The sequence below is a fragment of the Rhodococcus sp. BP-261 genome, assembly GCF_019835205.1.
GTDB classification, from domain to species: domain Bacteria; phylum Actinomycetota; class Actinomycetes; order Mycobacteriales; family Mycobacteriaceae; genus Rhodococcoides; species Rhodococcoides kyotonensis_B.
Map to the genome: position 1 here is coordinate 303,790 of NZ_JABUCO010000002.1, position 22,654 is coordinate 326,443.

The 22,654-nt window shown below is 66.3% G+C and carries 22 protein-coding genes; 13 read left to right on the top strand and 9 right to left on the bottom strand.

Annotated features, from left to right (window positions below):
• Positions 1–10: 10 nt before the first annotated feature.
• The 5 genes from HQ354_RS03680 to HQ354_RS03700 all read left to right on the top strand — a co-directional run bounded on the left by HQ354_RS03680 (position 11) and on the right by HQ354_RS03700 (position 5,901).
• Positions 11–925, top strand: a complete 915-nt coding sequence (locus HQ354_RS03680) for a DUF4436 domain-containing protein (protein WP_261768438.1) — start codon at positions 11–13, stop codon at positions 923–925.
• Between the two features lie 81 nt (positions 926–1,006).
• A complete protein-coding gene (locus tag HQ354_RS03685) occupies positions 1,007–3,307 on the top strand; it encodes a pyruvate dehydrogenase (RefSeq protein ID WP_222634176.1) in 2,301 nt (766 codons plus the stop codon).
• Between the two features lie 159 nt (positions 3,308–3,466).
• On the top strand, positions 3,467–4,657 hold the full coding sequence (locus tag HQ354_RS03690; protein WP_068431253.1) for an acetyl-CoA C-acetyltransferase: 1,191 nt from the start codon (positions 3,467–3,469) through the stop codon (positions 4,655–4,657).
• Between the two features lie 99 nt (positions 4,658–4,756).
• The gene (locus HQ354_RS03695) at positions 4,757–5,581 is read left to right on the top strand and encodes an SDR family oxidoreductase (protein WP_222634177.1); all 825 of its coding nucleotides are present in this window, start codon (positions 4,757–4,759) and stop codon (positions 5,579–5,581) included.
• Between the two features lie 23 nt (positions 5,582–5,604).
• Positions 5,605–5,901 carry a DUF503 domain-containing protein gene (locus HQ354_RS03700; RefSeq protein WP_167675959.1) on the top strand — a complete coding sequence of 99 codons (297 nt, stop codon included), beginning with the start codon at positions 5,605–5,607 and terminating at the stop codon, positions 5,899–5,901.
• Between the two features lie 68 nt (positions 5,902–5,969).
• Here HQ354_RS03700 and HQ354_RS03705 read toward each other — a convergent pair whose 3' ends face one another.
• Together HQ354_RS03705 and HQ354_RS03710 are read right to left on the bottom strand one after the other, a co-directional pair.
• On the bottom strand, positions 5,970–6,995 hold the full coding sequence (locus HQ354_RS03705; RefSeq protein WP_222634178.1) for a Gfo/Idh/MocA family protein: 1,026 nt from the start codon (positions 6,993–6,995) through the stop codon (positions 5,970–5,972).
• Between the two features lie 13 nt (positions 6,996–7,008).
• Positions 7,009–7,932 (bottom strand): sugar phosphate isomerase/epimerase, encoded by a 924-nt coding sequence (locus tag HQ354_RS03710; protein WP_222634179.1) that lies wholly within the window; start codon positions 7,930–7,932, stop codon positions 7,009–7,011.
• Between the two features lie 216 nt (positions 7,933–8,148).
• Here HQ354_RS03710 and HQ354_RS03715 point away from each other — a divergent pair, with 216 nt between their 5' ends.
• The gene (locus HQ354_RS03715) at positions 8,149–9,132 is read left to right on the top strand and encodes a LacI family DNA-binding transcriptional regulator (RefSeq protein ID WP_068431271.1); all 984 of its coding nucleotides are present in this window, start codon (positions 8,149–8,151) and stop codon (positions 9,130–9,132) included.
• Positions 9,133–9,165: 33 nt separating this feature from the next.
• Here the strand turns inward: HQ354_RS03715 and HQ354_RS03720 are convergent, their stop codons facing one another.
• Complete coding sequence (locus HQ354_RS03720) at positions 9,166–9,918, bottom strand: acyl-[acyl-carrier-protein] thioesterase (protein WP_222634180.1); 753 nt, start codon at positions 9,916–9,918, stop codon at positions 9,166–9,168.
• A 153-nt stretch (positions 9,919–10,071) separates the two neighbouring features.
• Between HQ354_RS03720 and HQ354_RS03725 the strand changes: the two genes are divergently transcribed.
• Positions 10,072–11,223: an acetyl-CoA C-acetyltransferase gene (locus HQ354_RS03725; RefSeq protein ID WP_167675965.1), complete on the top strand. Its 1,152-nt coding sequence runs from the start codon at positions 10,072–10,074 to the stop codon at positions 11,221–11,223.
• On the opposite strand, the gene HQ354_RS25450 is transcribed toward HQ354_RS03725, so the two are convergent.
• Genes HQ354_RS25450 through HQ354_RS03740 form a run of 4 tightly spaced genes read right to left on the bottom strand, consistent with a single transcriptional unit; the run spans position 11,204 to position 14,689 of the window.
• A complete protein-coding gene (locus HQ354_RS25450; RefSeq protein ID WP_068431274.1) occupies positions 11,204–12,295 on the bottom strand; it encodes a nitronate monooxygenase family protein in 1,092 nt (363 codons plus the stop codon). The two genes, HQ354_RS03725 and HQ354_RS25450, sit on opposite strands and share 20 nt — an antisense overlap.
• Positions 12,292–13,050 (bottom strand): CoA-transferase subunit beta, encoded by a 759-nt coding sequence (locus HQ354_RS25455; protein ID WP_261768437.1) that lies wholly within the window; start codon positions 13,048–13,050, stop codon positions 12,292–12,294. The genes HQ354_RS25450 and HQ354_RS25455 overlap by 4 nt, the downstream gene beginning before the upstream one ends.
• Positions 13,047–13,916, bottom strand: a complete 870-nt coding sequence (locus tag HQ354_RS03735; RefSeq protein ID WP_222634182.1) for a CoA transferase subunit A — start codon at positions 13,914–13,916, stop codon at positions 13,047–13,049. Before HQ354_RS03735 ends, HQ354_RS25455 begins: the two co-directional genes overlap by 4 nt.
• Before the next feature lie 5 nt (positions 13,917–13,921).
• The gene (locus HQ354_RS03740; protein ID WP_068431279.1) at positions 13,922–14,689 is read right to left on the bottom strand and encodes an enoyl-CoA hydratase family protein; all 768 of its coding nucleotides are present in this window, start codon (positions 14,687–14,689) and stop codon (positions 13,922–13,924) included.
• Positions 14,690–14,798: 109 nt separating this feature from the next.
• On the opposite strand from HQ354_RS03740, the gene HQ354_RS03745 reads away from it, so the two are divergent.
• Both HQ354_RS03745 and HQ354_RS03750 read left to right on the top strand, forming a co-directional pair.
• On the top strand, positions 14,799–15,596 hold the full coding sequence (locus HQ354_RS03745; RefSeq protein WP_308115110.1) for an SDR family oxidoreductase: 798 nt from the start codon (positions 14,799–14,801) through the stop codon (positions 15,594–15,596).
• Positions 15,593–16,501, top strand: coding sequence for an SDR family oxidoreductase (locus HQ354_RS03750; protein WP_068431284.1), 909 nt, complete (start codon positions 15,593–15,595; stop codon positions 16,499–16,501). The genes HQ354_RS03745 and HQ354_RS03750 overlap by 4 nt, the downstream gene beginning before the upstream one ends.
• A gap of 8 nt (positions 16,502–16,509) precedes the next feature.
• Here the strand turns inward: HQ354_RS03750 and HQ354_RS03755 are convergent, their stop codons facing one another.
• Positions 16,510–17,316 (bottom strand): SDR family oxidoreductase, encoded by an 807-nt coding sequence (locus HQ354_RS03755; protein ID WP_068431291.1) that lies wholly within the window; start codon positions 17,314–17,316, stop codon positions 16,510–16,512.
• Complete coding sequence (locus HQ354_RS03760) at positions 17,313–18,500, bottom strand: acyl-CoA dehydrogenase family protein (RefSeq protein WP_068431292.1); 1,188 nt, start codon at positions 18,498–18,500, stop codon at positions 17,313–17,315. Before HQ354_RS03760 ends, HQ354_RS03755 begins: the two co-directional genes overlap by 4 nt.
• A 45-nt stretch (positions 18,501–18,545) precedes the next feature.
• Between HQ354_RS03760 and HQ354_RS03765 the strand changes: the two genes are divergently transcribed.
• The 4 genes from HQ354_RS03765 to HQ354_RS03780 are packed head-to-tail and all read left to right on the top strand — an operon-like array spanning position 18,546 to position 22,654.
• Positions 18,546–19,412, top strand: coding sequence for an enoyl-CoA hydratase (locus HQ354_RS03765; protein WP_167675973.1), 867 nt, complete (start codon positions 18,546–18,548; stop codon positions 19,410–19,412).
• Between the two features lie 4 nt (positions 19,413–19,416).
• Positions 19,417–20,556: an acyl-CoA dehydrogenase family protein gene (locus HQ354_RS03770; RefSeq protein ID WP_167675975.1), complete on the top strand. Its 1,140-nt coding sequence runs from the start codon at positions 19,417–19,419 to the stop codon at positions 20,554–20,556.
• The gene (locus HQ354_RS03775; protein WP_222634183.1) at positions 20,553–21,533 is read left to right on the top strand and encodes an acyl-CoA dehydrogenase family protein; all 981 of its coding nucleotides are present in this window, start codon (positions 20,553–20,555) and stop codon (positions 21,531–21,533) included. The genes HQ354_RS03770 and HQ354_RS03775 overlap by 4 nt, the downstream gene beginning before the upstream one ends.
• Entirely contained in the window at positions 21,530–22,654 is a 1,125-nt protein-coding gene (locus HQ354_RS03780) for an acyl-CoA dehydrogenase family protein (RefSeq protein ID WP_222634184.1), read from the top strand. Before HQ354_RS03775 ends, HQ354_RS03780 begins: the two co-directional genes overlap by 4 nt.

Consider the following 22,654-nt stretch of genomic DNA (forward strand, 5'->3'; position numbering starts at 1 on the left):
GACTCTCGCATTGTCGGAGTCTCGTGTCACCGCACCCCACCAGGTCCGACCCGGAAAGGGCGCCATGGGCATGCAGGACACAGACAGGGCTGTCTCCCAGCGAAAGCCGTGGCGAGCCGCGTCGATCGCCCTGCTCGTGGTCGCGCTGTACCTGGTCGTGGTGACGATCTACGGTCTCGGAGACCGTACGGGAGCGCCCGATACTCGCGAACCTTCCGCGTCGGGCGCCCTTGTGTATCTCGACGTGGTCGGGGTGGACGGCGCGAATTTCTCGATCGACGCCAGAGTGACCGTCTATCCGGGACAGGATCTCGTGGACGACGACGGTTACCTGAAAGACGACCTCGTCGTCGACGTCTCGCCGCTCGCCGCGGGTGATCGGCTCGAGTACGTCGCGGGAACGACGCCGGGGGCCGGACCGGTGACGCTGTACGCGGACGGTGACATCACTCGGTGGCCGTTCGACGTTCACGACGCCGCCGACGTCGCAGTTCGGGTGACCAGCGAATCCGTCCGCGGCAGCACTCCGATCGCCACCGACGTCGCGGTCACCGATTCGCTGTCCGGATGGAATGTTCGAGCGGACGATCCCGATCGGTTGTCACCGCAGTCGTTCGGCGTCACGGCGAACAGGACCGCAGGCTCGGTGATCTTCGCCCTCGCGCTGTGCGTCGTTCTACTCGTGCTGCCGGTGTGCGCGTTGTTCGTGACGGTGCAGACCGTCCGTGAACGCAAGAAGTTCCAGCCGCCGATGGTGACCTGGTTCGCGGTCATGTTGTTCGCAGTTCTGCCGCTGCGCAACCTGTTCCCCGGTAGTCCGCCGATCGGATCGTGGGTGGACTACACGGTGGTGCTGTGGGTCGTCGCAGGTCTCGTCACCGCGATGGGCATGTACGTACTCGCGTGGTGGCGTCAGGCTCCCTAGATCACGCCCGGCTCGGCGCCGGGTGCCTACTGTGGACCGCAAGGCAAAGGCATCGACCCGTTTCACGGCTTGGGAGGGTGAATGGTTGCGTCAGCGAACCTCGAGACTCTGACGGCGATCGAACGACGCGTCCTGTGGTTGTCGACGTCGATGATCCATCACGCCAACCGCATTCGGCCCAACCCGTCCGGCATGAAGGTGGGCGGGCATCAGGCGTCGTGTGCGTCCATGGTCACCATCATGACGACGTTGTGGTTCGAGCAGCTGGGTCCCGGCGATCGGGTGTCGGTCAAACCGCACGCGTCGCCGGTGTTGCATGCGATCAACTACCTGCTCGGAGACCTCGACGAGAAGTACTTGACGACGTTGCGCCAGTTCGGTGGTCTGCAGTCGTACCCCAGCAGGATCAAGGATCCCGATCCCGTGGACTACTCGACGGGTTCCGTCGGAATCGGTGCCACCGCACCGATCTGGGGCACGATCGCGCGTCGCTACGTCGACACGGCGTTCGGCGACACCGGCGGTGGACGGCAGTACTCGCTCGTCGGAGACGCCGAACTCGACGAAGGCGCGATCTGGGAAGCGGTGATGGACACCTCGGTGGCCGAGCTCGGCGAGATCGTGTGGATCGTCGACCTCAACCGGCAGTCCCTCGATCGCGTCGTCCCCAACATCGCCGCCGATCGACTGAGCCGCATGTTCGACGCGGCGGGCTGGCAGGTGATCGTCGTGAAGTTCGGTGCGCTGTTGGAGTCGCTGTTCCAGCGGCCTGGAGGTGATGCGCTGCGGACTCGCATCCTCGACATGCCCAACCCCGAGTATCAACGTCTGCTGCGCTGCACGGCCGAACAGGTCCGTCAGCGACTCCCCGGCGCGGGTGCCGATGCCGTCGACATCGAGAAACTGATCGTCGATCTGGACGACGACACACTGCTCCGCGCGATTCGCAATCTCGGTGGACATGACGTCGATGCGATGAGGCTCGCCTACTCGCAGATCGACGACACTCGGCCGACTGTCGTCATCGCGTACACCATCAAAGGGCATGCACTGCCGACCGAGGGTCACCCGCAGAACCACTCGTCGCTGCTCACCGTCGAACAGTACGACGATCTGGCACGCGAACTCGGCACAGACGTCTCCGATCCGTGGCGGCGCTTCGACGACGGCAGCGACGCGGCCGCGCTCTGCACCGCCCGTGCGCAGGCCCTGCGACGGGACGACGTTCGCCCGACTCCCCCGCCCTCGGTGCCCGTCGACATGGGGCGGACTCCTTCGGGCACGTCGACCACCCAGGCGGCGTTGGGCCGAGCACTACTGGATCTGACGCGCGAGGCCCCCGACGTCGCCCAGCGGGTGGTGACGGTCAGCCCCGACGTCACTTCGACGACCAACCTGGCGGGGTGGCTGAACAAGGTCGGGGTCTGGTCACCCACCGAGCGACGGGACTGGTTCGACGACGATGCAGAGACGATCATGCATTGGCGCGAGAATCCGACGGGCCGACACATGGAACTCGGAATTGCCGAGACGAACCTCGTCGGACTGATCGGCGAGCTGGGTGCCACGTGGAGCCGATGGGGTCAGCCGCTGTTTCCGATCGGAGTGCTGTACGACCCGTTCGTCGAACGCGCGCTCGAACCGTGGTCGTACGGTATCTACGCCGGAGGACAGTCGATCCTCGTCGGGACGCCGTCGGGCGTCACTCTCGCGGCCGAGGGCGGCGCGCATCAGTCGATCACCACGCCGTCGATCGGGCTCGAGCAGCCTGGTTGCATCAGCTACGAGCCCGCGTTCGCGATCGACACGGAATGGACGTTGTTCGCGAGCATCTCGCGACTCGGCCGTCCGGACGGCGTCTCGTCGTACCTGAGACTGTCGACGCGTCCGGTGGATCAGACACTGGCAGCGGTGCCGACCGACCGCGCGGCCCGCGAGCGACGACGGCGCCACGTCGTCGCAGGCGCATACGTGCTGCGGCACAGTCCCGATCCCGCGGTCGTCCTCGTCGGAATGGGCGCGATGATGACCGAAACCCTCGTTGCTGCAAATCGTCTCGCCGAGATGGGGAAGGCGGCCTCGGTCGTGTGCGTCACGAGTCCAGGGCTGCTGTTCGATGCCGTTCAGGCTCGGCGAGGGCTGTCGGACGCGCCGACGTGGATCCTGGACCAGGTCTTCCCCGCGTCGCGACAGGCCCCGATGGTGACGGTCCTCGACGGCCACCCGCACACGCTCGCGTTCCTCTTCGGCATCGGCGGAGTGCGCGGAACGTCGTTGGGTGTGACCGGCTTCGGCCAGGTCGGATCGCTCGACGACGTCTACCGCTACCACGGGATCGACGCCGACGGCATCGTCGGCGCCGCTCTGGACCTCGTCGGCTGAGAACGACGCGTTCACTCAGTGGACGGAACGGAGGCAGCAGACCACGGCATGAGCAGAATGCCGACCAAGTAGGTACTGCCCTACCCCTGCGTGGCATCCAGTGCCACACTGGGTGTCTACGAACACAGTTGGACATCCATCTTTTCTGGAGGAGATTTCGTGACTACATCTGTCATCGTCGCCGGTGCTCGCACTCCGGTCGGTCGACTGTCCGGAGCGCTCAAGGATCTGTCCGGATCCGACCTGGGCGGCATTGCCATCAAGGGCGCCCTCGACAAGGCAGGTGTCGCACCCGAATCCGTCGAGTACGTCATCATGGGCCAGGTCCTCACCGCGGGTGCGGGCCAGATCCCCGCCCGCCAGGCCGCCGTCGCCGCCGGTATCCCGATGGATGTTCCGGCGCTGACCATCAACAAGGTGTGCCTGTCCGGCGTCGACGCGATCGCACTCGCCGACCAGCTGATTCGCGCCGGTGAATTCGAGGTCGTCGTCGCAGGCGGCCAGGAATCGATGACGCAGGCTCCGCACATGCTCGAGAAGAGCCGCGCCGGCTTCAAGTACGGCGACGTCACGATGAAGGACCACCTCGCCTACGACGGGCTGTACGACATCTTCACCGACCAGGCGATGGGCGGGCTCACCGAATCCCGCAACGACGGCCCGACCGCGTCGACGCGCGAGGAGCAGGACGCTTTCGCCGCGGCATCGCACCAGCGGGCGGCGTCGGCATGGAAGAACGGCGTGTTCGACGACGAGGTCGTGCCGGTGTCGATCCCGCAGCGCAAGGGCGATCCGATCGTCTTCTCTGAGGACGAGGGCATCCGCGCCGACACCACGACCGAGACGTTGGCGAAGCTGCGCCCCGCGTTCAGCAAGGACGGCACCATCACGGCAGGCAACGCCTCGACCATCAACGACGGCGCTGCAGCGGTGATCGTGATGAGCAAGGACAAGGCCGAGAGCCTCGGACTGTCGTGGATCGCCGAGATCGGTGCACACGGCGTAGTCGCAGGCCCGGATTCGTCGCTGCAGTCCCAGCCCGCCCGCGCGATCGTCAAGGCGTGCGCCAAGGAAGGCATCGATCCGGGGGATCTCGACCTGATCGAGATCAACGAGGCGTTCGCTGCCGTCGGGATCGCGTCGACGCGCGAACTGGGCATCGACGAGTCCAAGGTCAACGTCAACGGAGGCGCCATCGCGATCGGGCACCCGCTCGGCATGTCGGGTGCACGCATCGCTCTGCACCTGGCGCTCGAACTGAAGCGTCGCGGCGGCGGCGTCGGCGCGGCGGCACTGTGCGGTGGCGGTGGCCAGGGCGACGCCCTGATCGTCCGAGTCCCGAAGCAGTAACCACCCTCGAACGACTCGAACGAGCGGCGCGAACCGGAATGGTCGCGCCGCTCGTTCGCGTTGCACCCGAGGTACATGTATCGAGGGAAAGGCGTTCGTATGACAGAGAAGGTGTGGTTCATCACCGGCACGTCACGCGGTTTCGGTCGAGAGTGGGCGATCGCTGCGCTCGACCGAGGTGACAAGGTTGCGGCTACGGCACGCGACACGTCGACGCTGTCCGATCTCGTCGACCGATACGGCGACTCCGTGTTGCCGATTCAGCTCGACGTCACCGACAGGGCAGCCGATTTCGCGGCAGTGAAGCAGGCACACGACCATTTCGGGCGTCTCGACATCGTGGTCAACAACGCGGGCTACGGCTTGTTCGGTTTCGTCGAGGAGGTGAGCGAACTCGAGGCCCGAGATCAGTTGGAGACCAATGTGTTCGGCGCGTTGTGGGTCACTCAGGCCGCGCTGCCGTTCATGCGTGAGCAACGGAGCGGACACATCCTCCAGGTTTCGTCCATCGGTGGCATCAGCGCGTTCCAGAATGTCGGGCTGTACCACGCGTCGAAGTGGGCATTGGAAGGATTCTCGCAGTCCCTTGCGCAAGAGGTGGAGTCGTTCGGCATCCACGTCACGTTGATCGAGCCGGGTGGCTTCACGACGGACTGGGCTGGTTCCTCCTCCAAGCGGGCGACGGAGCTTCCCGCGTACGCCGACGTGCACGAAGCGGCGAACGCTGCACGCGCGCAGCGCACGTCGAAATCGGGAGACCCGAAAGCATCGGCCCGCGCGCTGATGAAGGTCGTCGATGCAGAAAAGCCCCCGCTTCGGGTGTTCTTCGGTGAAGCGCCGCTGGCCATCGCGAAGGCCGACTACGAAAGCCGCCTCGCACTCAGGGAGGAATGGCAGCCGGTGTCGATCGAGGCCCAGGGCTGACGCGGGGTCTAGACTTCCCCTCGATGTGGATCGGATGGATAGAACTCGATTTTCTACTGGGTGACGTGCACTCCTTGAAAGAGAAGCGCTCGGTCGTACGCCCTATCGTCGCCGAGATGCAGCGCAAGTTCTCGGTGTCGGCGGCCGAGGTCGATCATCTGGACCTGCACCGTCGCGCATCCGTCGGAGCGTCCGTGGTGGCAGCCGATGCGGCGCATGTGTCCGAAATTCTCGACCGGGTCGAACGGCAGGGCGCGGCTCGGCCGGAAGTACAGCTCGTCGGCGCTCGTCGGCGCGTCATTCGCGCCGACGACATCTGAGGACGCGGACTCCCGACGAAAATGGCGCCCAGTGCAGATGCACTGGGCGCCACCGAGTTTCGATCGGATCAGATGGACGAACGCGCCACCATCTCGACCGGGACGCGCTCGCCGGTCTCGAGCGACTTCACCCCGGCTGCGCAGACGGCGGCAGCAGCGTAGCCGTCCCAGGCACCCGGCCCGTCGATGTAGTTCCCGGTTTCTGCGCCGGCCTTCACCGCGTCGACCCAGCGCTGAATTTCCGTGTCGTAGGCCTGCCCGAAACGCTCCTTGAACGACGGTGTGATGGTTCCGCCCCACGAGCCGGGCTTGCTCTTGCGGACCAGGCCGACGTCGAGGCCGATCATGGCGCTTCCCAGTTCCGCGACGACCTCGGTGCGCACCTCGTACGCGACGCCCGTGGTGACGAAGACCTCGGCGTCGACGTGGCGGCCCGACTCGGTCGCGAACAGTGCGATCTGCGGGTCCTGCAGTCCTTCGGGAGCGTTGGCGTTCGCCGACGGCTTGATGATCTGCACCGACGTGATCTCCTCGTCGAGAAGGAAGCGCGTGACGTCGACCTCGTGGACGAGCGAATCCTTGACGATCATCGCGCTGTCGAAGCTCGGCGGAACCGTGGGGTTGCGGTGTGCGCAGTGGACGACGAGCGGACGGCCGATGTCTCCGGAATCGATGAGCGCCTTGAGTTCTGCGTACTCGTTGTCGAAGCGGCGCATGAAGCCGACCTGGATGAGAGTCTTGCCCAGCGCGGCCTCGGCTTTCACGACGGCCAGCGACGTCTCGACCTCGGTGGTCAGCGGCTTCTCGCACAGGACCGGCTTGCCGTGCTCGAGGCAGTCGAGCAGCTGCTTCTCGTGCGTCGGGCCGGGGGTGGCGAGCAGGACCGCGTCGACCTCGGGATCGGCGATGGCCTCGAAGGGATCGGCGACGGCGCGGCAACCGGGGATCGTCGCGGCGAGTTCTTCGGCCTTCTCGGTGAAGAAGTCGTTGACGACGGCGACGCGCGCGCCTGCGATCTTGGTGGTGATGCGGGCGACGTGGTCGGCGCCCATCATTCCGACGCCGAGCACGGCGATGCGGAGGTCGTTCGACATGAAGAAAGCCTCTTTACTGGAAGGTCACGGACGGGATGCCACAGGAGCTCAGGTACTTCTGCGTGCGCTGCGCGATGGGCAGGGGCGCGTCGGGCGCGCAGGGGTACATGTCCTGCTCGACGATCGCGAAGATGTCGGCGGTCAGCTTGCCGTCGTCGGCGAGACGCTCGATGGTGCTGAGCAGCGGAGGCATGTCCGGAATTCCCAGCGGCGGTTCGATCATGGCGCCGAGCTTGCAGGCCTCGCCGAAGGGCAGGTCCTCGGCCTCGACCTTGGCGCGTACCTCGACGTTGACCTGCTTGAGATGCAGGTATCCGATGCGCTCGGGGGCGCGTTCGATGATCGCGATGTTGTCGCCGCCGCAGTAGCTGATGTGTCCGGTGTCGAGGCAGAGGTTGACGAACTCGGTCGACGTGCCGTCGAGGAAGCGGTAGACGTTCTCCTCGGTGTCGACGTGGCTGTCGGCGTGCGGGTGGTACTGCGCCTTGACGCCGTACTGCTCGAACATGCGCTTGCCGAGCTCGTTCATGCCCTCGGTCTTCTTGCGCCACTGGTCGGCGGTCAGGTTGCGATCCTCGAGAACAGCGCCTGTGCCCGGGTCACGCCACATCTCCGGGATGACGACCACGTGCTTGCCACCGACGGCTGCGGTCAGCTTGGCGACGTCCTCGATCTGTGTCCAGACGGCGTCCCACGCGCCGTCCTGGTGCAGGTGCTCGAACACCGTGCCGGCGGACAGTTTCAGGTTGTGGGCGACGAGTTCGTCCGAGAGCTGCTTCGGATCGGTGGGCAGGTAGCCGTAGGGACCGAGTTCGATCCACTCGTACCCCGACGCCGAGACCTCGTCGAGGAATCGGGTGTACGGCGTCTGCTGCGGGTCCTCCGGGAACCACACGCCCCACGAATCCGGTGCAGATCCAACGCGGATCACGCTCATGGCCAGTCCTTTCGAGTGGTCTCGGGGTTGCGATGGTTCCCGAGCGAGACGAGAATCTGACGCGCGTTACTGACGCGCTTCAGTCGCTACTATGGTGACTCGATGTGTGATTGTCAAGACAATCTGTCGAGCAGCTGAAGACGGTCACCACGACAGGGAGGGCACGTGCAGAAGTCGAGGGAAACACCCGAGTCGTCGCCTCGGCGACGCGCCACCATGGCCGACGTCGCCGAGCGCGCAGGCGTGTCCCGCACGCTGGTGTCGCTCATCTTCAGCGACAAGCCGGGCGCGTCGGAGGAGACGCGACAGCGGGTGCTGCGCGCCGCGGACGACCTGCGGTACCAGCCGGACCGCGCAGCTCAGCTCCTCGCGCGCGGTCGTAGCCGGACCCTCGGCGTGTTGACCGACGTCAAGCAGACGTTCCAGGCGGAGATGATCGGGACGGTCTACGACGCGGCCGAAGAGGCCGGGTACGACGTGCTCCTGTCGGCAAGTGGCCCGACACGTGACGAACGCAAGGCCATCGAAGCGCTGTTGAGCCACCGGTGCGAGGGCTTGATCCTGTTCAACCCGCTGTCCGATTCGGACTACCTTCGATCGGTCGGCTCCCGTGCCGCGCTGACGATCGTCGGACGCAAGGTCACGGACGCCGCGGTCGACACCGTTCGCTCAGCGGACAGCACCGGAATCCAGCAATCGGTCGACCACCTCGTCGAACTCCGTCACCGCGACATCGTGCACGTCGACGGCGGCGAGCACTCGGTGTCGATCGACCGTCGTCGCGCGTACGCCGAAGCGATGCGGACCCACGGTCTGGACGACTACGTACGCGTCGTGCCCGGTGCGCACGACGAGGCCGCAGGCGCTGCCGCGGCGGAGTTCCTCCTCCGAGGTTCGACACTGCCGACGGCGATCATGGCAGGCAACGACCGCAGCGCGCTCGGCATCATGGATGTTCTGGTCAAAGCAGGCGTGTCGATTCCCGGCGACGTCTCGATCGTCGGTTACGACGACGCTCCCCTGTCCCGGCTGTCCCGCATCGATCTGACGACCGTTCGTCAGGACAGCGCGCAACTGGCTCGAAAGGCCCTGGAGTTCACGGTATCTCGACTGGACGATCCCGAATCGACGGTCGGAGACAGCGTCATAGAGCCGGAATTGATCGTTCGCGGCACGACGGGTCCCGCACGTTCCACGTGAGCGCGAATGGGTACCCTGAGCGACCAGAGGGCGCTATACGTTCGCAGTCACGAGGGGTTCGACGCGCACCAGCGCGGACGTCGCCTTCTCCGTCTCGATCTGCATGTACAGCGTGTCGCCGTCGCGATAGGACTGCACCGTGACGTCGTCGCCCTGCAGCACGGCGCCGACATGTTCGACGATGGCACGATGCGGCCTTTCCACGAACGCCGGGTCGCCTGCGAGTTCGTCCTCGACCGGCTGCCAGTAGATCGCGTTGTTGACGTGGCCCAACCGGTCGAAATCCGTCGACCGCGTCGGAAACGCAGTTCTCCGCGTCTCGCGAGACCCGTCGAACGGACTCAGGTGCGCCTTCCACCGCAGCCTGTGCACGGTGGTCTGTTCGAGCATCGGCGCCATGAACCTATCGGTCATGCGACTGGGACCGCCCGTCGTCGGGTCGATATGGATGAAGAACGCTTCGGTCTCCACGAGTCCGCCACGATCGCCGACGATCTGGACACGAATGTTGCACCAGCGGTTCGACAATCCCGACGACCATCGCCGCAGCGTGACGTTCTCTCGGAACACGATCGGGCGTAGGACGTCGACGACGGTCCGTCGCACGATCCAGGCGCCGTGGAGGTGGCCGTCGTCGGACACGTCGAGATGGTCGAATGCGATGTCCTGCAAGTACCGCGCGACGGCGTCCAACCTCAGCCGGTCCTTCGTGTCGGTGTCGCCGAGGCGCACCGTCCACGTCCGTTCGAAGGCAGGCGTGTCGGGACCGAGCGCAGGCAGGGGCACCCGGGACGCGATGTAGTCCTCGCTCGAGACTGAAATTCGAATTCCTCCTGTGTCGGGTGGCTCACAGGCTAGCAAACGGAGCGCGCTGAAATCGCCTGCCAAACAATTGCTTGGTTGTTACAATCGCCGCATCCCGAGACCGCGAGGAGTCCCATGCCCGAGGCCTACGTCGTCGACGCCGTGCGTACCCCTGTCGGCAAGCGGGGCGGGGCGCTGTCGTCGATGCACCCGGCCGACCTCGGAGCGTGCGTTCTACGCGCGTTGCTGGACCGAACCCCGGTCGACCCCATCGATGTCGACGACGTCGTGTTCGGCTGCGTCGACGCCATCGGGCCACAGGCAGGGAACATCGCCAGGACCTCCTGGTTGGCAGCGGGCTATGCGGAGGAGGTACCGGGCGTCACGGTCGACCGTCAATGCGGATCGAGCCAGCAGGCACTGCATTTCGCCGCGCAAGCCGTCATGAGCGGCACCGCCGATCTGGTCGTCGCCGGGGGCGTGCAGAACATGTCCGCGATCCCGATCGCCGCGGCCATGACGGCAGGCCGCGCCTACGGATTCGACACTCCGTTCGACGGATCGGCAGGCTGGGTGCACCGATACGGGAAGCAGGAAGTCTCGCAGTTCCATGGCGCGGAGATGATCGCCGAACGGTGGAACATCGCACGCGACGATATGGAGGCGTTCGCTCTCTCGAGCCACGAGCGTGCGCGTCATGCCATCGCGACCGGGCGTTTCGACCGCGAGATCGTCGCGGTCGACGGGTTCGCCGTGGACGAGGGTCCGCGCGCCACCACGCTCGAGAAAATGGCCGCCCTCCCCACGCTCGTCGAGGGAGGACGACTGACTGCGGCGCTCGCGAGCCAGATCTCCGACGGCGCCAGCGCCACGCTGGTGGCGTCCGAGGCGGCGGTTCGCGAGCACGCGTTGGTTCCGCGCGCTCGGTTGCATCATCTGAGCGCACGGGGAAGCGATCCGATCGCGATGCTCAGCGCGCCCATTCCGGCCACACGCCACGCGTTGAAGCGCACCGGATTGGCGATCGACGACATCGACGTCGTGGAGATCAACGAAGCGTTCGCCCCGGTGGTGTTGGCCTGGACGAAGGAGATCGACGCAGACCCGGCACTCGTCAACGTCAACGGCGGCGCGATAGCTCTCGGCCATCCGCTCGGCGCGACGGGCACGAAGTTGTTCGCCACGATGCTGTGCGAACTCGAACGCACCGGTGGCCGTTACGGATTGCAGACGGTATGCGAGGGCGGCGGCACCGCGAACGTCACGATCATCGAACGCCTGGGGTAGCGTCGTCCGATCGGTCCAACGTGGCACCGAGCCGTTCGATCGCCGCCACCGCGTCGTGCACGATGTGCTCGATCAACTGCTCGACCGTCGGAACGTCGTCGAGCACTCCGACGACCTGACCCGAAGCCAACACTCCTGCGTCCGTATCGCCCTGGACGAGACCCGATTTCAGCATCATCGGCGTGTTCGCGGCCATCAGCACCTGCGCCCAACTCAGGTCACGACTGCGGCGCATCTCCACGCCGTCGCGCACCATGGCGCGTAGCGACATTCCGGTCATTTTCCTGAACCGCACAGCACTCCGCACAGCGTTCACGAATCCCGTTGCATGCGAACCATTCTCCAGAGATTCGACCAGCGGGGTCCGCAGAACTCGGTGCGGCATGCCGTCGACGCGGGTCGACACGACCGTCCCGTCGAGCCCGGACTCCAGGTACTTTCTCTTGACGGCGTCGGGCACCGTGGATTCCTGCGTCAGCAGAAAACGTGTCCCCATCGCGACTCCCGCTGCACCGTAGGACAATGCGGCCGCCAACCCCCTGCCGTCGAAGAATCCGCCGGCTGCGACGACAGGGATGTCGACCGCGTCGAGCACCGACGGCAACAGCAACGTCGTCGCCACCGGACCGGTGTGTCCGCCGCCCTCTCCTCCTTGCACGACGACGGCGTCAGCACCCCACTGCGCGACCTTACGGGCATGCTTCGCTGCCCCGACGGAGGGAATCACCACTACCCCAGCCTCTTTCAGGGTGGCGATCAAGTCGGGTCTCGGTGCGAGCGCGAAGGACGCGACGCGGACGCCCTCTCGGATCAGTAGATCGACGCGCTGCCGCGCGTCAGTGGCGTCGGCACGGATGTTGACACCGAACGGGCACGACGTCGCGCGTCTGGTCTTCGCGATCGCTGCCGCCAGTTCGTCGTACGTCATCGTCGCCGACGCCAGGATGCCGAGACCACCCGCGTCGGCGGTCGCTGCCACGAGACTCGGTCCGGCCACCCACCCCATCCCGGTCTGCACGATCGGGTGACGCACTCCGACGAGTTCGGTCAGCGGCGTGGACAGCGTCGTCACGACGACGGCACCTCCTTCTCGCGCAGTGCGCGCGGATCGAGCACGTCTCGGATCAGGTGCAGTTCCTCGTCGGTCGGGATCCGCGTTTCCGCCACGTCGGTGCAGGCGAGCTCGAAACCCGTGGCGGCGCACACGTCGTCGACGGACACTCCGGGGTGTGCCGACAACAAACGCATCGAGCGACCGGGTCCCCCGAAGTCGAGGACACCGAGATCGGTGACGACGCGGTGCACGTCTCGGAAACGTGCAGCCGGATCGTCGCCGAGTCTGTCGTAGCCGACGCCGGACACCATGTCGACTGCGTCGACGAAGACCCGGGTGGAGTGCTTCGGTATCCAGTAGCTGGTCCGGTGGTTGATCGTGTTGCCCGGTCCGCCGCGCACCCCGAACATCTGACGCGTCGGCCGTGCATGATCGCCGAGGCACGAGATGTTCTGGTTGCCGTGACGATCGAGCTGGTTGGCGCCCATGACGACGTGGCGTCGCCCGCTTGCGACGACGTCGAACACTCTGCGATACGGAATCCAGCCTTCGATCGCGCCGCTGCCGCCGAGCGCGGGCGTATCCGCGAGCAGATACGCCTCGCCGTCGGACAGCAACAGATCGGGTTCGGTGGTCAGTCGTGCGAGCCGTGCGCCGAGGGCCGGAACGAGCGCCATCGGGCTGGCGAGTATCTCCCCCGCGCCGAGGAAGAGGTCGGCGCACGCGGCAGTGCAGATCTCCGCGCGCGTCGCTGTCGTGGTCACCGTCGTCATCGCACTGCCTCCTGTCGCGCGTCGGCACCGCGCGCGAACCGCTCGACGAATCGTTTCCCTTCGGCGACGTCATTCGCCGCGCGCACGTAGTCCTTCTGCATCTCCTCGTCGCGTCCGTAGTCGGGCACGCACGACGTGAAACGAGCTCCCCCAGGCACTTCGACGACGGCGTCGACCATCATGCGGTTGGTCAGCAACGCCTGCGGTGGTACCGCATCGACGAGATCCGCTGTCGATACAACCCGTTCGCACGTCAGGTAGCGTCGTTCGGCCGCAAGCAGATACAGGTCGTCGAAGTACGGGTCGGGCCCGAGGTACGCGCCGTTTCCGCTCGCATCCGCGAGATTGAGGTGCACGAACGCCGCGTCCAGAGTCAGCGAGGGCATGGCGACGAGTTCTTCGTGTGTCGACGTTCCGGGAATCGGATACGGTGAGAGCACGGTGCGCAGTTCCGGGTAGTACGCCATGACGTCCGATCCGAGCCCCGCGCGAATGGGCAGAAACGGCAGGCGTGCAGCCGCGGCCCGGAGGCCCGCGTTCAACATCCCCTCGTCGAGTTCGCGTACCTCGATTCGACCGGACGTGCGTGCTCGCGCGAACCACGGGTCGTACGGCACGGAATCCAGCGAGACGAACCCGAACACCACGCGTCGCACTTTCTCTGCGGCACAGAGCATTCCGACGTCGGGTCCACCGTACGACACCACTGTCAAGTCCTTCAGATCCGACCGCAGGATCGCCCGGACCGCCGCCATGGGCTTGCGTCGCGAGCCCCATCCCCCGAATCCGACGGTCATTCCGTCGGACAGTTCGGCGACCAGTTCGTCGAGAGTGGTCGTCTTGTCACGCCGAGTCGGTACGGCCATGTCCGTCATCCCTTCTCGGTCGGCGCGCGGAAGTTGTTGTCGAGCGATGCTCGCCGGGCCTCGTCGGCAGCGCCGGACAGATTCAGCTCGAATGTGAATCCCTGCTCGAATCTGTAACTCCGATGCACCTGCTGCGGGTCGATTCCGTTGAGCGCTTCCTTCGCGGCGCGAATGACGCGCGTGTCCTTGGCCGCGATCTCGCGCGCGACGCGAAAGGCTGCCTCGACGAGATCGTCGCGGGGCACGACGTCGTAGATCGACCCGAAGTGCTGCAGCGTCGCGGCGTCGATCTGTCGAGCCGTGTAGTAGAGCGTGCGCATCAGATGCTGCGGCACCAACCGCGCCAGGTGCGTCGCGGCTCCGAGCGCGCCGCGGTCGACTTCGGGCACTCCGAACGTCGCGTCGTCGGAGGCGACGACGACATCCGCATTTCCGACGAGACCGATTCCACCGCCGAGGCAGAAGCCGTGCACCGCAGCGACAACGGGCACCTCGCATTCGTAGACCGCGGAAAATGCTGCGGCGCAGCCCTTGTTGGCGCCGATGAGATGGTCGTAGCCAGAGAACTTCTCGATCTCCTTGATGTCGACGCCGGCGCAGAATCCGCGATTCTCGGCGCGAAGTACGACGACCCGCACGTCTGCATCGCGACCCGCGGCACGCACCTCGTCCGCGAGGTCGAACCAGCCCTGCACGGGAAGCGCGTTCACCGGCGGGTAGTCGATGGTGACGACGGCTATTCCCGGCTCGGGTTCGGTTGCAGTGATTGCCACGATCGATCCTCACGTTCGACGACAAAGCAAGCATGTGCTTGGTAAGTTAACACGGAGATCCAACGAACTCGGACGGTTCGGCGATTTCTCAGCCCGACGGGAGACAGACGTGGAATCAGCTCGCATCGGCAAGGTTGCCCTGGTCACCGGCGGCGCACGCGGCGTGGGAGCCGGAATCGCACGCGCATTTCTCCGAGCGGGGTATGTCGTCGTCACGTGTGCGCGACGCGAACCCGAATCCCCGGTCCTGGACGGCCTGGCGCACGCGGAGTTCTTGCGATGCGACGTGCGGCGGAAGGACGACGTGCAGCATCTCGTGTCCACGATCGTCGAACGGCACGGCAGCCTGGACGCGGTCGTCAACAATGCGGGCGGTTCCCCCTACGCGTTGGCCGCCGACGCGAGTCCGAATTTCCACCGGTCGATCGTGGAACTCAACCTCCTTGCCCCACTGCTCGTCGCGCAGACTGCGAATCACGTCATGCAGCAACAGGATTCGGGCGGGTCGATCATCATGGTGAGCAGCGTCAGCGCGCGACGCCCGTCGCCCGGGACGGCCGCGTACGGAGCGGCGAAAGCCGGCTTGGAGAATCTGACCGGGTCGCTCGCCGTCGAGTGGGCTCCCAAGGTTCGCGTCAGCGGTCTGACCGTGGGGATGGTGGCCACGGAACGGAGTGCGCTGCATTACGGCGACGCGGACGGCCTCGATGCCGTGGCGCATACCGTCCCACTGGGGCGGCTCGCGACGCCCGACGACGTAGGGGCGTCTGCCGTCTTTCTGGCGTCCCCGGCCGCGTCGTACATCACCGGAACGATGCTCGCAGTACACGGAGGCGGTGAGCGGCCCGCATTCCTGGGCGCGTCGAATGCCGACAGAGATCGAGAACCCGAGGGAGGACCTTCATGACAGGGTTGTGCCGAGACCGCGTCGTCGTCGTGACCGGGGCGGGGCGAGGTATCGGGCGTGCACACGCGCTCGCATTCGCGGCCGCGGGCGCCAAGGTCGTGGTCAACGATTTCGGCGTCGCGCTGGACGGGTCGACGGCGTCCGGGGGTCCGGCGCAGGCCGTCGTCGACGAGATTCGCCTACGTGGAGGCGACGCCGTCGTCGATACCAGCGACGTCGCGGACTGGGCAGGCGCTCGCACGGTGATCGACACGGCGATCGAGACGTTCGGGTCACTCGACGTGCTCGTCAACAACGCAGGCTTCCTCCGTGACCGCATGCTGGTGAACCTGGAGGAAGCCGAATGGGATGCCGTCGTTCGCGTGCATCTCAAGGGTCACTTCGCGCCGCTACGCCATGCGGCCGCGTACTGGCGGTCTGAGTCCAAGGCGGGACGACCGGTCGACGCGCGCATCGTCAACACGAGTTCGGGTGCCGGGCTGCAGGGAAGCGTCGGGCAAGGCAATTACGCGGCCGCCAAAGCCGGCATAGCGGCCATGACGTTGGTTGCGGCGAGCGAACTCGCGCGATACGGAGTCACCGTCAACGCCATTGCGCCCGCGGCACGCACACGCATGACGGAAGGCGCCTTTGCCGACGACATGGCCGCGCCGACATCGGGATTCGACGCCATGGCGCCCGAGAACGTCTCACCCCTCGTCGTCTGGCTCGGCAGTACCGAGTCGAAGGACGTGACGGGACGCGTGTTCGAGGTCGAAGGCGGAATAATCCGACTGGCCGAAGGGTGGCGCCACGGCCCGTCGGTCGACAACGGCGCACGGTGGGCCCCGGCGGACATCGGGAAGGGTGTGCACGAGATCCTCACGGCCGCAGCCGATCCGGTTCCCGTCTACGGCGCTCGTTGACGGACCGGTCACGCCCGCTGACTGGACACCGACACGACTTCGCCCGTCAGATACGTCGAATAGTCGCTGGCGAGGAATGCGATCGTGCTCGCGATCTCCCACGGCTCGGCGGCGCGCCCGTACGCCTCGTCCGCTGCGAGCCGATCGAGCAGTTCCTCCGACGTCACCTTGGCCAGGAATGCATGAGCGGCGATGCTGGGCGCGACGGCGTTGATGCGCACTCCGAACTCGGCGGCCTCGATCGCACTGCACCGAGTCAGGGCCATGACCCCGGCCTTGGCCGCCGCGTAGTGCGCTTGACCGTGCTGTGCACGCCACCCGAGAACACTGGCGTTGTTGACGATCACGCCGCCGTGATCGACTCCCCGGAAATAGTTCAGCGCCGCCCGAGTGCACCGGAACGTCCCGTTCAACGTCACGTTCAACACGGTCGACCATTGATCGTCCGTCATGTCGACGACGGGCGTCTCACCACCGAGCCCGGCATTGTTGACGACGACGTCGATCCGCCCGAACGCGTCGACTGCGCCGTCGATCAGCGCGTCGACCTGGCCGGTGTCGGTCACGTCGCAGACGATCGCTGTCACCGCGCCGAGCCCCAACCCCACGAGTTCGTCGCGCGTGGCCTCCAGTCGCCGGGGATGCGCGTCGGAGACGACGACGTCGGCCCCTTCCCAGAGGGCGCGACGCGCCGTGGCACTTCCGATTCCGGTGCCCGCGGCGGCGGTGACGACAACGACACGATCCGTCAGCAGACCGTGACCGGGCGTTTCGACGGGAGCGATCGAGAGGGGGCCGGGTGGGCGTGTGGTCAACGTCGTGCCTCTCGTGGAAGTCCGAGCACTCGCTCGGCGATGATGTTTCGCTGTATCTCGTTGGAGCCGCCGTAGATCGTGTCGGCGCGGCTGAACAGGTACAGCCGCTGCAGTCGGTCCAGGTCGTCGTTCGGAGCCATCGCCGACGGCGCACCGACGACCTCCATGGCCAATTCGCCGAGTCCGCGATGCCAGGTCGCCCACAGCAGCTTCGAGACCGACGCCTCACCGTGCTCGCCCGATCCCCCGAGCGTCGACGACGCGTATGCCCGCATCACCTTCAGCCCGATCCACGCGCGAATCAACTTCTCGCGCACCACAGGGTCGTCGGCGGCCCCGTTCCGGTGCGCGATGTCGACGATGTCCGACAATTCCCGAGCGAATCCGACTTGCTGACCGAGGGTGGAGACGCCGCGCTCGAATCCCAAGGTGGCCATCGCCACCGCCCAGCCGCGCCCGGGTTCCCCGACGACGAGGTCGCCGTCCGTTCGGGCACCGTCGAAGAACACCTCGTTGAACTCCGATGTTCCGGTCAGTTGTCTGATCGGCCGAACGGTCACACCGTCCTGCTTCATCGGCACGAGCAGGTACGAGAGACCGGCATGTCGACGAGATCGCTTGTCCGTCCTGGCGATCACGAACGCCCAATCGGCGACGTGGGCGAGCGAGGTCCAGATCTTCTGTCCATCGATCACCCAGTCGCCGTCGATCAGAGTGGCCGACGTCGACACCGCTGCCAGGTCGGATCCGGCGCCCGGCTCCGAATAGCACTGACACCACAGCTCGTCGACGCTCGCGATGCCAGGAAGGAATCGAGCACGGTGCGCGTCGGTTCCGAAGGCGATGAGGGTGGGCCCCAACAATTGTTCTCCGATGTGCGCGACGCGGGCAGGCGCGTCGGCCCGCGCGTACTCCTCGTGGAAGATCACCTGCTGTTCGAGGCTCGCGCCGCGTCCTCCGTACTCGACGGGCCAGCCGATGCATGTCCACCCGGACCGAGCGAGGTGACGCTCCCACGCCACTCGGTCGTCGAACGCCTCGTGTTCACGTCCTGGACCTCCCATCCCTTTCACCGCCGCGAAATCGCCTGCGAGGTTGTCGCGCAGCCAGTCTCGGACGCGACGGCGAAATTCGTCGTCGGAGGTGTCCTCGAATCCGCCGAACCTTCCCGCGACGTTGTCCATTCGGGTACGTTAACAAACCAAGCCCTTGCTCAGCCAGGAGTCGACATGACCGAAACCAGCGACAGCCAGGTAGTCACGTACGAGACCCGCGGACGGGTCGCGCTCGTGACGATGAACCGACCGGAATATTCCAATGCACAGAATTCGGCGATGACCTACGCGTTGGACCGCGCATTCACCACGGCGGTCGAGGACGACGACGTCGCAGCAATCGTATTGGCGGGCAACGGAAAGCACTTCTCGGCCGGACACGACATCGGTACGCCGGGCCGTGACGTCGACGCGCACTACGAGAACCGAGCGGTGCTGTGGTGGGACCACGTGCGCAAGGCGGGCGGCGACCAGAGGTTCGCACGGGAGATGGAGGTCTACCTCGGAATGTGCAGGCGGTGGCGGGAGATACCGAAGCCCACCATCGCTGCCGTGCACGGTGCCTGTATCGCCGGTGGTCTGATGCTGTCCTGGGTCTGCGACCTGATCGTGGCGAGCGACGACGCATTCTTCTCGGATCCCGTCGTGCGGATGGGTATCCCCGGCGTCGAGTACTTCGCGCACCCGTGGGTCCTCGGGCCACGTCGCGCGAAGGAAATTCTGTTCACCGGCCAGCGGTTCACGGCCGAGCAGGCACTCGAGTGGGGAATGATCAATCGGGTCGTTCCTCGCGCCGAGCTGCACGACGCGGCGTCGACGCTCGCCGAGCAGATCGGCGAGATGCCCGGATTCGGGTTGGCGCTCACGAAGAAGGCCGTCAATCAGTGCGAGGACATCATGGGACTTCGCGCCGGGATGGATTCGGTGTTCGGTCTGCACCACTTCGCGCACTCGCACAATGCCGAGGTCGATTCGGATTCGTTGGGCGGTATGGATGCCAGGTCCATGAAGACGTCCGCAGCTGCACGCGAAAGGACGTGAGCGCATGGACCTCGACTTCGATTCCGACACAGTTCGTTTCCGCGAGGAGGTGCGAGAGTTCCTGCGGGACAACATCCCCGAACGGCCGTTGCGGTCGATGGACACGGCCGACGGTTTCGAGGCCCATCGCGAATGGGAACGGATGCTTGCCCGACATCGCTATTCGGTGGTCTCGTGGCCGCGAGACCTGGGCGGCCGGGACGCGTCGGTGCTCGAATGGCTTGTCTTCGAGGAGGAGTACTACGCGGCCGAAGCTCCGGGTCGCGTCTCCCAGAACGGCATCTTTCTCCTCGCCCCGACGTTGTTCGCGCACGGCACCGACGAACAGCTGCGACGGATTCTCCCCCGGATGGCAGCTGCCGACGACATATGGGCACAGGCGTGGTCCGAGCCCGAGGCAGGCAGCGACCTGGCCGGAATCCGGTCTTCTGCGCACCGGACCGACGGCGGCTGGCTGCTGCGCGGACAGAAGACGTGGAGCTCGAGGGCCGGGTTCGCCGACAAGGCCTTCGGGTTGTTCCGGTCCGACCCGGCGGCCGAGCGCCACCGCGGTTTGACGTACTGCATGTTCTCGCTGACGGCCGACGGCGTCACCGTCCGACCGATTCCGCAGTTGAACGGCGAATCCGGTTTCGCCGAGATCTTTCTCGACGACGTGTTCGTCCCGGACGACGACGTCCTCGGCGCAGTGCACGACGGCTGGCGCGTCGCGATGAGCACGTCCAGCAACGAACGCGGAATGTCCCTGCGCAGCCCGGGACGCTTCGTCGCCGCGGCCGATCGATTGGTCCGGCTGTTCCGTGAGCACGGCGATGCGTCGGACACCGCCGTGGCCCACCGCGTCGTCGACGCGTGGATCGGTGCCCAGGCTTATCGGCTGCACACGTTCGGGACGGCGACGACGTTGGCCGACGGCGGCAGCCTCGGCGCGGAATCCTCGCTCACCAAGGTGTTCTGGTCCGAACTCGACGTCGCGCTGCACGAAACCGCGCTCGACGTGCTGGGCACAGACGCACAAGTACGCGGACCGTGGACCGACGGCTTCGTGTTCTCGTTGTCCGGCCCGATCTACGCCGGCACCAACGAGATTCAACGGGGTGTCATCGCCGAGAGACTGTTGGGCCTGCCGAAGGCACACCGATGAGATTCGTTCTCGACAAGTCGAGACTCGATTTCGCGGCCTCGCTCGATTCGATGCTCGCCGCTGCCGACGTACCCCGCGTGTCCCGGGCTCTGGCGGCAGGTGACACCGGGCCGGTGCGGCGGCTGTTCCGGTCACTTGCCGCGCTGGGAGTCACGGGCCTCGCGATCGACGCCGATCACGACGGCGTCGGCGCGGACCCCGTCGACATGGTGGTGGCGATGGAGCGACTCGGTCGGTGGGCGGTCCCCGGGCCGCTCGTCGAGTCGATCGCCGTCGTGCCCGTGCTGTTGACACACACGACGTTCGATCGGCGAGATTCCTGGCTGAGCGCACTCGCGTCCGGTGAGCTCATCGCCTCCTCGGCACTGCCGCCGTCGATGCCGCGTGCCGCCGACCCTGGCGTCGCCGATCTGCTGCTTCTCGTCGAGAACGGCAACGTCCGGACGGCCGTCGTCGACGCCGCGGTCCAGTCGGTCGATCCGTCGCGGACGCTCGGACACCTCCGCGCCTCCGACACCGTGTCGGCGCTCGACGACGGGGCCGAGGTCGTCCTGAGCCTGAACGGGTCACTGGCGTGCGCCGCGCAGTTGGCGGGCGCAGGCCGGGCGCTTCTCGACACCACGGTCGAGTACGCGAAGTCCCGACGGCAGTTCGGCCGTTCCATCGGGACGTTCCAGGCCGTTCAACACGCGCTGGCGGACGTCGCGATCGAGATGGAGATGGCTCGTCCGCTCCTGATGGGGGCAGCGTTGTCCGTCGGGTCGGGATCGGTGGACGCACGCCGCGACGTCTCTGCCGCCAAGGTCGCCTGCACCGATGCCGCGTACCGGGCGAGCCGGACCGCGCTGCAGGTTCACGGCGCGATCGGATACACGAGGGAATGCGACCTGTCGCTCTGGATCGGAATGGTCCACGCGTTGCGTTCTGCGTGGGGAACGCCGTCCGCGCATCGACGGATCGTGCTGGAGTCGTTGTGAACATACTGAACGACGATCGGACGATGCTCGCGAAATCCGTGCGCGCGTTGCTGTCCAAGAGGTCGGGATCGCCGGATGTGCGTGCCGCGACAACGACCCCCGACCGATTCGACCGCGACCTGTGGACGACGTTGTGCGAGCAGATCGGAGTGGGCGGTCTGCTGATCGACGACGAGCACGGCGGTGCGGCGGGCTCGTTGATCGATGCGGCGGTCGTCGCCGAGGAACTGGGACGCATGCTCACCCCGTCCCCCATGCTCGGAACGGCGTGTCTTGCAGCAACTCTCCTGGCCGCCTCGACGGACGACGACGCTCGGGCGCGACTCCTCCCCGGGATCGCAACAGGAGCGACCGTCGTGTCGGCGTGCCTCGCCGACGAATGCGGCCGCTGGTCCGGCGCACGCCTCGGGGTTCAGGCGAGGCTCGAGCACGAGTGGACGCTGACGGGTACCGCCCACTACGTCCTGGACGCCGGTGCTGCCGATACGTTCGTCGTTCTCGCGACGAACGACGGCGATCCCGGCCTGTTCGAGGTCGGCGCTCACACCCCCGGTGTGGCCGTATCCGACGGCGGCACACTGGATCCGACGCGAGCTCTGTATCGAGTCACGTTCGACGACGCGAACGCTCGGCCCATCGCCGCCGCCGATCCGGTGCGAGCCGTCGATCATGCCCTGTCCTGTGCGACGGTGCTGCTCGCCGCCGAGCAGGTCGGAGCTGCGGCTCGGTGCCTGGAACTCACCGTCGACTACACGACGTCGCGCACCCAGTTCGGACGGCCGATCGGCAGCTTCCAGGCCCTCGCTCATCGGATGGCGGACCTGCACGTACTCGTCGAATCGGCCAGAGCCGCAGCCTATGTCGCGGCACAGTCGACGACCGAACACGGTGCGTCGAACCCGGACGTCTCGGTCGCCAAGGTCTGGTGTTCCGACGCGTTCGGAGCCGTCGCCGCCGACTGCGTGCAATTACACGGCGGGATCGCGATCACCTGGGAGCACGACATGCACCTGTTCTTCAAGCGAGCTCATGCGAGTTCTCTGCTGTTCGGTTCGCCGGGGACGCACGTCGCGGCGCTCGCCGAGGACGCAGGCTTCTCATCGGAACTGCCCCCAAGCTAA

Bases quoted from the DNA above. Each gene is read 5' to 3' on its own strand.
- HQ354_RS03700 (WP_167675959.1), top strand. From the start codon at position 5,605: ATGTGGATCGGATGGATAGAACTCGATTTTCTACTGGGTGACGTGCAC.
- HQ354_RS03770 (WP_167675975.1), top strand. From the start codon at position 19,417: ATGGACCTCGACTTCGATTCCGACACAGTTCGTTTCCGCGAGGAGGTG.
- HQ354_RS03750 (WP_068431284.1), top strand. From the start codon at position 15,593: ATGACAGGGTTGTGCCGAGACCGCGTCGTCGTCGTGACCGGGGCGGGG.
- HQ354_RS03765 (WP_167675973.1), top strand. From the start codon at position 18,546: ATGACCGAAACCAGCGACAGCCAGGTAGTCACGTACGAGACCCGCGGA.
- HQ354_RS03715 (WP_068431271.1), top strand. From the start codon at position 8,149: ATGGCCGACGTCGCCGAGCGCGCAGGCGTGTCCCGCACGCTGGTGTCG.
- HQ354_RS03685 (WP_222634176.1), top strand. From the start codon at position 1,007: ATGGTTGCGTCAGCGAACCTCGAGACTCTGACGGCGATCGAACGACGC.
- HQ354_RS03725 (WP_167675965.1), top strand. From the start codon at position 10,072: ATGCCCGAGGCCTACGTCGTCGACGCCGTGCGTACCCCTGTCGGCAAG.
- HQ354_RS03695 (WP_222634177.1), top strand. From the start codon at position 4,757: ATGACAGAGAAGGTGTGGTTCATCACCGGCACGTCACGCGGTTTCGGT.
- HQ354_RS03735 (WP_222634182.1), bottom strand. From the start codon at position 13,916: ATGGCCGTACCGACTCGGCGTGACAAGACGACCACTCTCGACGAACTG.
- HQ354_RS03760 (WP_068431292.1), bottom strand. From the start codon at position 18,500: ATGGACAACGTCGCGGGAAGGTTCGGCGGATTCGAGGACACCTCCGAC.
- HQ354_RS03775 (WP_222634183.1), top strand. From the start codon at position 20,553: ATGAGATTCGTTCTCGACAAGTCGAGACTCGATTTCGCGGCCTCGCTC.
- HQ354_RS03710 (WP_222634179.1), bottom strand. From the start codon at position 7,932: ATGAGCGTGATCCGCGTTGGATCTGCACCGGATTCGTGGGGCGTGTGG.
- HQ354_RS03705 (WP_222634178.1), bottom strand. From the start codon at position 6,995: ATGTCGAACGACCTCCGCATCGCCGTGCTCGGCGTCGGAATGATGGGC.
- HQ354_RS25455 (WP_261768437.1), bottom strand. From the start codon at position 13,050: ATGACGACGGTGACCACGACAGCGACGCGCGCGGAGATCTGCACTGCC.